The sequence below is a fragment of the Psychrobacter sp. FME5 genome (assembly GCF_014861375.1).
GTDB lineage: Bacteria > Pseudomonadota > Gammaproteobacteria > Pseudomonadales > Moraxellaceae > Psychrobacter.
The window spans coordinates 1-7,579 of record NZ_RRYX01000129.1 but is presented as its reverse complement, the minus strand read 5'-3'; the positions used below and the strand labels follow the sequence as shown (position 1 = coordinate 7,579).

General features: G+C 43.7%; 7 protein-coding genes and 1 pseudogene. 4 read left to right on the top strand and 4 right to left on the bottom strand.

The features are described from left to right. Window positions 1–250 precede the first annotated feature (250 nt). The 4 genes from EI161_RS12615 to crcB all read left to right on the top strand — a co-directional run bounded on the left by EI161_RS12615 (window position 251) and on the right by crcB (window position 3,448). Window positions 251–817: a c-type cytochrome gene (locus EI161_RS12615; RefSeq protein ID WP_225735380.1), complete on the top strand. Its 567-nt coding sequence runs from the start codon at window positions 251–253 to the stop codon at window positions 815–817. A gap of 148 nt (window positions 818–965) precedes the next feature. Continuing rightward, window positions 966–1,514 carry a c-type cytochrome gene (locus tag EI161_RS12610; RefSeq protein WP_192529697.1) on the top strand — a complete coding sequence of 183 codons (549 nt, stop codon included), beginning with the start codon at window positions 966–968 and terminating at the stop codon, window positions 1,512–1,514. A gap of 454 nt (window positions 1,515–1,968) precedes the next feature. Then, window positions 1,969–3,027, top strand: coding sequence for a tRNA (adenosine(37)-N6)-threonylcarbamoyltransferase complex transferase subunit TsaD (gene tsaD / locus EI161_RS12605; RefSeq protein ID WP_192529696.1), 1,059 nt, complete (start codon window positions 1,969–1,971; stop codon window positions 3,025–3,027). A 49-nt stretch (window positions 3,028–3,076) separates the two neighbouring features. Next, window positions 3,077–3,448, top strand: coding sequence for a fluoride efflux transporter CrcB (crcB, locus tag EI161_RS12600; RefSeq protein WP_192529695.1), 372 nt, complete (start codon window positions 3,077–3,079; stop codon window positions 3,446–3,448). Window positions 3,449–3,572: 124 nt separating this feature from the next. Here crcB and EI161_RS12595 read toward each other — a convergent pair whose 3' ends face one another. The 4 genes and pseudogenes from EI161_RS12595 to EI161_RS12580 form a co-directional block, all read right to left on the bottom strand. Then, window positions 3,573–4,952: a serpin family protein gene (locus EI161_RS12595; protein WP_192529694.1), complete on the bottom strand. Its 1,380-nt coding sequence runs from the start codon at window positions 4,950–4,952 to the stop codon at window positions 3,573–3,575. 309 nt (window positions 4,953–5,261) lie between these two features. After that, on the bottom strand, window positions 5,262–6,152 hold the full coding sequence (locus EI161_RS12590) for a LysR family transcriptional regulator (RefSeq protein WP_192529693.1): 891 nt from the start codon (window positions 6,150–6,152) through the stop codon (window positions 5,262–5,264). A gap of 107 nt (window positions 6,153–6,259) precedes the next feature. Further along, entirely contained in the window at window positions 6,260–7,093 is an 834-nt protein-coding gene (gene potC / locus EI161_RS12585; RefSeq protein ID WP_192523652.1) for a spermidine/putrescine ABC transporter permease PotC, read from the bottom strand. Continuing rightward, a pseudogene (locus EI161_RS12580) lies at window positions 7,093–7,524 on the bottom strand (ABC transporter permease subunit); the annotation flags it as partial. The pseudogene EI161_RS12580 and the gene potC, both read right to left, overlap by 1 nt. Between the last annotated feature and the right edge of the window lie 55 nt (window positions 7,525–7,579).

Genomic DNA, 7,579 nt, shown 5'->3' with positions numbered 1-7,579 from the left:
AGTCATTATATCATTTATCAATAAGTTATATCAACACACTATTAAAACAGAGCCTAAAATTTTAACAAATAATCAATAAATTATGGACAAAACACCTGCTCAGCAATAACGACTTATATTAAGTCTATGTTGTGATAAGTTTTGTTTACTGGCTGACGTTTCGGTCAGGGATGATAATCAGACGCTATAACCAAACGCTACAACGCTTTTATGGCTATTATATTGAGGATCTTTTTTAATGAAAATTGGCATGAAAAAAACAGCAGTTAATACCGCATTATGGACAACCTTGATTCTCTCTATGGGTATCAGTTTAAGTGCTTGTAGCAGTGAAAAAGAAGACGCTGGCACAGAGTCAGGAAAAGTCATGGCTGTCGATAGAGTCGACGATGCGTCAGAACTTGCTCGCTCTAATGCGCCAGAAGCGGAAGATATGGAATTTCCAGAAACAACAGCGGTGCCAGCTACGGATGTTGAAGCAGACGCGACGACCAATACCGAAGAAGGCAGTGAAAGTGAAGAAGAGGTAGCTGCTGATACGTCAGATACTACTGATAGCGCAGCGCTTAATGTCTCTGACAATACTGGTGAGCAGCTTTATAATAACCAGTGCATGGCTTGCCATGCCACTGGTTTACTTGATGCGCCAAAATATGGTGATGCAGAAGCCTGGGCACCGCGTATTACTCAAGGTAAAGAAACCCTATATACTCACTCGGCCAAAGGTTTTAACCAAATGCCCGCTCAAGCAACCAATGGCGTCACCGAAGAGCAAATCCATGCAGCAGTTGACTATATGGTTGCCGCTGCCAGCTAACGTAAAACACACAGATGCAGAAACAGTCGCAAGATCTGCTGTTCAATATCGAGTAAGCAAAAAATCGTTAACTCAGCGATGGTAGGCATGGAATAAAAAAGTATCAACAAAAAATAGCTTACTTAACCCAACCGGCAAAGGAATGAATATGAGTATCAATCAATTACGTATGAATAAAAAATCGCTAAATATAGCGGGAAAACTAACGTGGTCAACATTAGGTCTTAGTGCTTTATTAGCACTTAGTGCCTGTAGTGGTGGTGACAATACTGCTGCTGAAGAGCCAGCTGCTACCAACGACACTGAAACTGTGGTCGTGGAGCCTGAAGTCCCTGTCGAAGTAGTAGAAGAAGAGGTCACACCAGAACCTGAAGTAGAAGCAGAACCTACCGAAGTACCAGTAGAAGCAGCAGCAGAAGCGACTGCTGAAGATGCGGCTGAGCCTGAAGTGTTAGCGGCTGATGCTGGTGAGAAGTTGTATGAAAAGCAGTGCAAAGTTTGTCATGAAGGTGGTTTGTTGGACGCACCTAAATACGGTAATAAAACCGATTGGGCGCCGCATCTTGTCAAAGACATAGATACGCTGCATATGCATTCAGCTAAAGGCTTCAACAAAATGCCAGCACAGGCGAGTGATGAGGTTAGCGAAGCACAAGTTCACGCAGCCGTTGATTATATGGTAGCGGCAGTTAGCTAATATCAGTGATTGAAATTTGATAGAATAACCGTCATTGTAAGATTGCAGTGGCGGTTTTTTTATGGTGAATACAAAACAGTATATGATCAAAAACGACATACAATCAGTGAACAGTAATATAGATACATCACCTGCCGTCACGTTTTTAAAGGATTTTGACTTTACTTATTAAGCTTTTTCAAAAGCTATTTTCGATTTTTAACATTAGGGCGTGTCCTCATTTTGAAAATGGTGATAAAAATGAGATAAATTGCAGTCAAACAAGGAAAATAGCACAGATAATATCAAGATATTAGCCAGCTATTTGACACAGTTTGGCAAGATTTAGCCATTTTTAACCTATTTAATTGATTTTGTTCAGATTGAGGACATGCCCTAGTATTTAGCCCTAAAAAAATAATATTTAGCACAGCGATGATATTATTTAGCGAAGCGATGAAATAAAGGCACAAACATGAAAGTATTGGGTTTAGAGACGTCTTGTGATGAGACTGGGCTAGCGATTTTTGACAGTGAACAGCTAGATAGCGACAATCAAGGTTTGGTTGGTCAAGTACTGTATTCACAGATAGAGCTGCATGCACTTTATGGCGGCGTGGTACCCGAGCTTGCCAGTCGCGATCATATTCGCAAGCTGGTGCCCTTGCTGAACGAGCTGTTAGAACAATGTGATATAGAAAAAGGTGAAATTGATGCCATTGCCTATACCAAAGGGCCAGGTCTCATCGGGGCGCTGATGACCGGCGCGTTATTTGGTCGCAGTTTGGCGTATGGTCTGGATATTCCAGCAATTGGTATCCATCATATGGAAGGGCATTTATTGGCACCGCTGATGGGCGCAAACCCACCCGCGTTTCCTTTTGTCTCGCTATTAGTGTCTGGTGGACATACCTTGCTGATTGCCGCTCATGGTGTTGGGCAATATGAGATATTGGGTGAATCGATAGATGATGCAGCAGGCGAGTGCTTTGATAAAGCGGCCAAAATGCTGGGTCTACCTTACCCTGGTGGTCCTAATATCGCCAAACTGGCTGAAACAGGCAATCCAAATGCTTATAGTCTACCAAGACCGATGCTGCATCGCGGCTTGGACTTTTCGTTTAGCGGTATGAAAACAGCGGTACATAATCTGATTAAAGATACCCCATACTCAGGCGGCTCAGGCAATCAGTCCGACAGCGACCCACAAGTACGCGCCGATATTGCTGCCAGTTTTCAGCACGCTGTGGTCGATACGCTAGTGAAAAAGAGTGTCAAAGCACTCAAGCAAGCCAATATGAGCCGACTGGTGATTGCGGGCGGGGTTAGTGCCAATAGCCATTTACGTGAGACGTTAGAGAGTGAGCTCGCTAAAATAAACGCCACTGTTCATTATGCACCGCCAGCGTTATGTACCGATAATGGGGCGATGATTGCTTATGCAGGGTATGAGCGTTTGCAAGCGGGACAATCTGATGATTTGGCCGTCAGTTGTGTACCGCGTTGGCCGATGACTGAGTTGCCAGCCGTATAGTTTCTTTGCTTATTAGAATGGCATTCATTAAGAAAATAAGGATTACATCATGCAATGGCTTGCCATCGGCTTAGGGGCAGCAATCGGCGCTTGTCTGCGTGCGTGGCTGGGACGCTTTAATCCGCTACATAGTTGGATTCCGATAGGGACGCTAAGCGCCAATATTTTAGGAGGATTACTGATAGGTCTAGCTATGGTATGGTTTCAGCGTACCGGCAGCATGCTATCGGTCAATGCAAAAATGTTTGTTATTACTGGATTCTGTGGCGGATTGACCACCTTTAGCACTTTTAGCGCTGAAGTCTTTAGCTTGATAAATGCAGGACGTATGCTTGCCGGTCTTGGATTGGTTGGTTTGCATGTGGGATTGACGTTATTAGCCACCGCGCTAGGTTTTTACTTCTTTAAACTGGTTTTATAACTTTTGATAGGCATTACTCGCTTAACGGTCTGATATAAGTAGTTGCTTTATAGCAGTCTGTTTTAAGTGGTCTATTAATAGGTTTAAAGGGCAAAATAACTGGTTCCCTTGGGGTATACCCTGATTAAGGCTTATTGACTTGCCCTAAGAATAATATTGCATCAGTTTTGTTGTCCTTAATTAAAAATACAAACGGATGATCGGCTTTAAACTCTACTGGCTGATCTATAGGGGCAGAAGCTTCCGTTGCTACAATGGCTGTTGCTGCTGCCGCCTCTGTCCCTTTTTCATCGACAATAACTACCGCCTGATGATAAACATCATCAATTTTTATAGGCAGAGGCTGATCAAATAATTTAAATGTAGCTTTGTCCTGAAAGGCGCTTGGCATACCCATAGCTGACAGCAAACTTTTCATATCGTAGCGCTCTGCGAGCTTAAACTTTGGCAAGTAAAGGTTTACTTCTTGAGTGACTAAGTCTTTATTCCATTGTTTAATCTTATCAGCACTCAAATCCTGCACCAGCTGCTCCATCGCAGCTTTGTCTTTTGATTTGGGTAATATCACTAGCATGGATAAGTCATCGCCCTTGTAAGGCAATTGCACGACCTGTACTTGCTTGTCCTCGCTATAGCCGAAATCAGCCTGCATATTCATCATTTTGATATCAGATGGTGTGCCCGTAAGAGGATGGAACGGCTGCTCAAAAGTGCTATTTGCCTCAAAAGGCATTTTCCAATCGCCCTTAAAGTAAACCGCGTTGGTTAATACTGCGACAACACTAGAGGGAATACTACCCTTTGGTAGCAACTCAGGAATCAGCTGATTGGTGTGCTGAGCAATTTTTTTATTAATGATGAGGCGCGAGGGATCAGGACTACCTTTAAAATTAAGGTTGGTTACTTGACCACCATAATAGCGTTGTACGGTGTCTACGTATGCCTTATTAGGCGTTAGCCCTTGTTGCATCCATAAATCATTGACCGTGGCGAGCTTATAATCAGGATTGGGTTTATTGAATTGATTATAAAGCGCAGCACTATTAGGGTTTAGAGTATCCATCGACGGATAGTAAAAGGTCTTCTGAATTTGCTGCTTTGTTTCCCCTTCTGCTGCTGCATACAGCATTGCCATTGCCGTAGACAAACTATAGGGTGAGAAAAATACATTCTTATCTGCTTGATCAGGTTGCTCGTTTATCTGCTGATACATATCAACAGCGAACTGGTTGTTGGCATTGATGACTTTCATAACGCCATTCGAGGTTGACGCGGAATCATCAGCAGCAATAAAGCCATCTTTGCTAACAGCTTTATAATCGGAGTTATTTTTAGGTGTATTATCTGGATTTAATGCCGTATTGGCTACCGTGTCAGTAGGCTTAGTCTCCTTCATGGTACTGTCACAACCACTGACAATCAACAATAGGCTGCTGATCGCTAATGCGCCCATAATACGGTTACTAGGCGTTTTTTTAAGATAACAAGACTGGTTGTTCTTCATATTTGCTTCACTAATAATCTAGGGTTTATACGATGCCATTCTAGTATCCTTTCCATACAATCGTTTAGCCTAGTTTGGTAAGCGTACTATATTTTCAAGGCTAATTAGTGGCTTTAACAGCAGACAGCTCGATGCCTGTATAGCGCACCGATCACAAATAGAATATGTATGTTATGTACACAACGAAGTACACTGGAACTATCTCAGGGAGAAAACCCGTTGGTATCATGAGCCTAGAGCCAAAGGTTCAAGTCCTCACTAGGGTACCGTCCTCGTTCTCATAATACGGGTTTTATGACAAATAAAATTCTAAACAGGCTTTACGATCCCTTCTAGCAAACTGGCAAACCCTTGCATATAGGCAGTATCTTGACTGGAGGTACGCGTCGCTGCATATAGCTGACAATGTACGCCATCGCCTAATGGACGCGACACAACCCAGCCTTTTTTCTCATATTCGGCAACTACCCAATCAGGCAATGCCGCCACTCCTCGTTCACTAGCGACCAACTGAATCAGCATCGCGGTCAACTCCGTGGTACGAATACTCTCAAAACTTACCTGTGCTGGGGTCATAAAGTTGGCAATAATATCGAGGCGCTTGGCTTCGACTGGATAAGCAATCAGCGTCTCATCGGTCAAATCCTCTGGCTTAATAAATTCCTGCGCCGCTAAATCATGCGTGGGCGAAAGTACCAAGCGACTTTCGTATTCAAACAAGGGCTGATAGCTGATACCCTCTAACGGTAAATCACTGGTGGTAATCAGTAGGTCAATATCACCTTCCATCAATAAATGATGCGGCTCAGGTTCAAAGCCAGTAGCAAAGTCTAGCTCCACATCCGACCATTCTCGGCGATAATGATTGAGTATCGGCATCAGCCAATCAAAGCAGCTATGACATTCAGACGCTAGGCGCAGCCTGCCTGCTTGGCCGTGCGCTAAGCGCTTAAGATTGGATTTGGTACGAGTAACTTGCGGCATGATGCTATCTGCTAATGCCAATACCATTTTGCCTGCGGGGGTAAAAGTCAGCGGACGAGTGCGACGATTAACCAAACTGATATCATAGTAATTCTCCAGTTCTTTTAGCTGGTGCGAGACCGCAGAGGCAGTGACATGCAACTCATCGGCCGCTGCAGCGAGCGAACCATGTGCTCTTAGTGCGGTTAAGGTATTGAGATGACGGAGTTCTAACATAAGACAACCTAACCGCTAAAGTGAGAAAAATTCATTATAATTGATATGGCGCTGACTTTCATTCAAAGTTTATTTCTAAGCAGCGATGGTTAATGAGTGATGGCAAATTAGCGTCGACGTAATAATAGCTGCGAGATAATAACCAATACCAAAGAAGCAACCAATAGTAGCGTACCGATAGCATTGACTTCTGGCTTAAGGCCTACGCGTACCATCGAGTAAATCCGCAGTGGTAAAATCTCATAACTAGGCCCAGTAACAAAGGTCGAAACCACCACATCATCGAGTGATAAGGTAAAAGCAAGCAGCCAACCTGCCATGACCGCTGGCAGAATAACAGGGATTAAAACGGTACGCACCATCGTTGATTCATTGGCACCCAAATCACGCGCTGCTTCCATCAAGCGCTCATCCAAACTGCTTAAACGCGCGAATACCGTAATGACCACAAACGGCAGGCAAAAAGTAATGTGCGCCAATAGCAGTGATACAAAACCCAACTGTAGACCAATTAGTAAAAATAAGGCCAATAATGAGATAGCCAGTACAATCTCAGGTGACATCATCAGCACAAATAATAGTCCATTTAGCAGACCTTTACCACGAAAGTTATAGCGGTGTAGCGCGAGGGCAGTTAGGGTGCCTATCACAGTCGAAACGGTCGCGGCGACCAACCCCAATACAATAGAATGCCAAAAAGCATCGAGCATGGCTTGGTTGTTGAATAGCGATTCGTACCACTTTAAGCTAAAACCACCCCAATTGTAGCCAATCTTGGATTTGTTAAATGACATCACTACCAAAACAACAATGGGTAAATATAGCATGGCATAAATTAGGCTAAGATAGCCTTTGGCAGCGATGCTACCAATTTTAATACTGCCAATCTTAGTAGAAGGCCTCTTTTTAGTCGGTGCATTAGTCCGTGAGCTATCAGACATCAGGCCACCTCATTAAAATCAGTCTTGCCAATACGGCGGCTACTGGCACGGTAGGCAAGTAATAATATCGCCATCGCCAGTGTCAATAACACGCTGGCTGCAGCGCCAAATGGCCAATCACGCGCATCCAAAAACTGATTTTTTATAATATTACCCACCAATAAATTGCGTGAGCCACCTAAAATATCGGCGACGTAAAACATCCCCATCGCAGGTAATAGAACCAACAGCACCCCTGAAATAATCCCTGGCGTGGTCAACGGTAATACCACATGCCAAAAGGTCTGGGTTTTTGATGCGCCCAAGTCCTGTGAGGCGAGTAGCATGTCATTGCGCAAATCGGTAAAAACGGCATACAGCGGCAGCACCATAAAAGGAAATAATAAGTAGGTTAAACCTGCTATTACCGCCCCTTGGGTATATAAAATATCGGTGGTGTATCAAAAAGTATGCTGGAGTAATAAAAGAAGGGTGACAGCCGAAGCA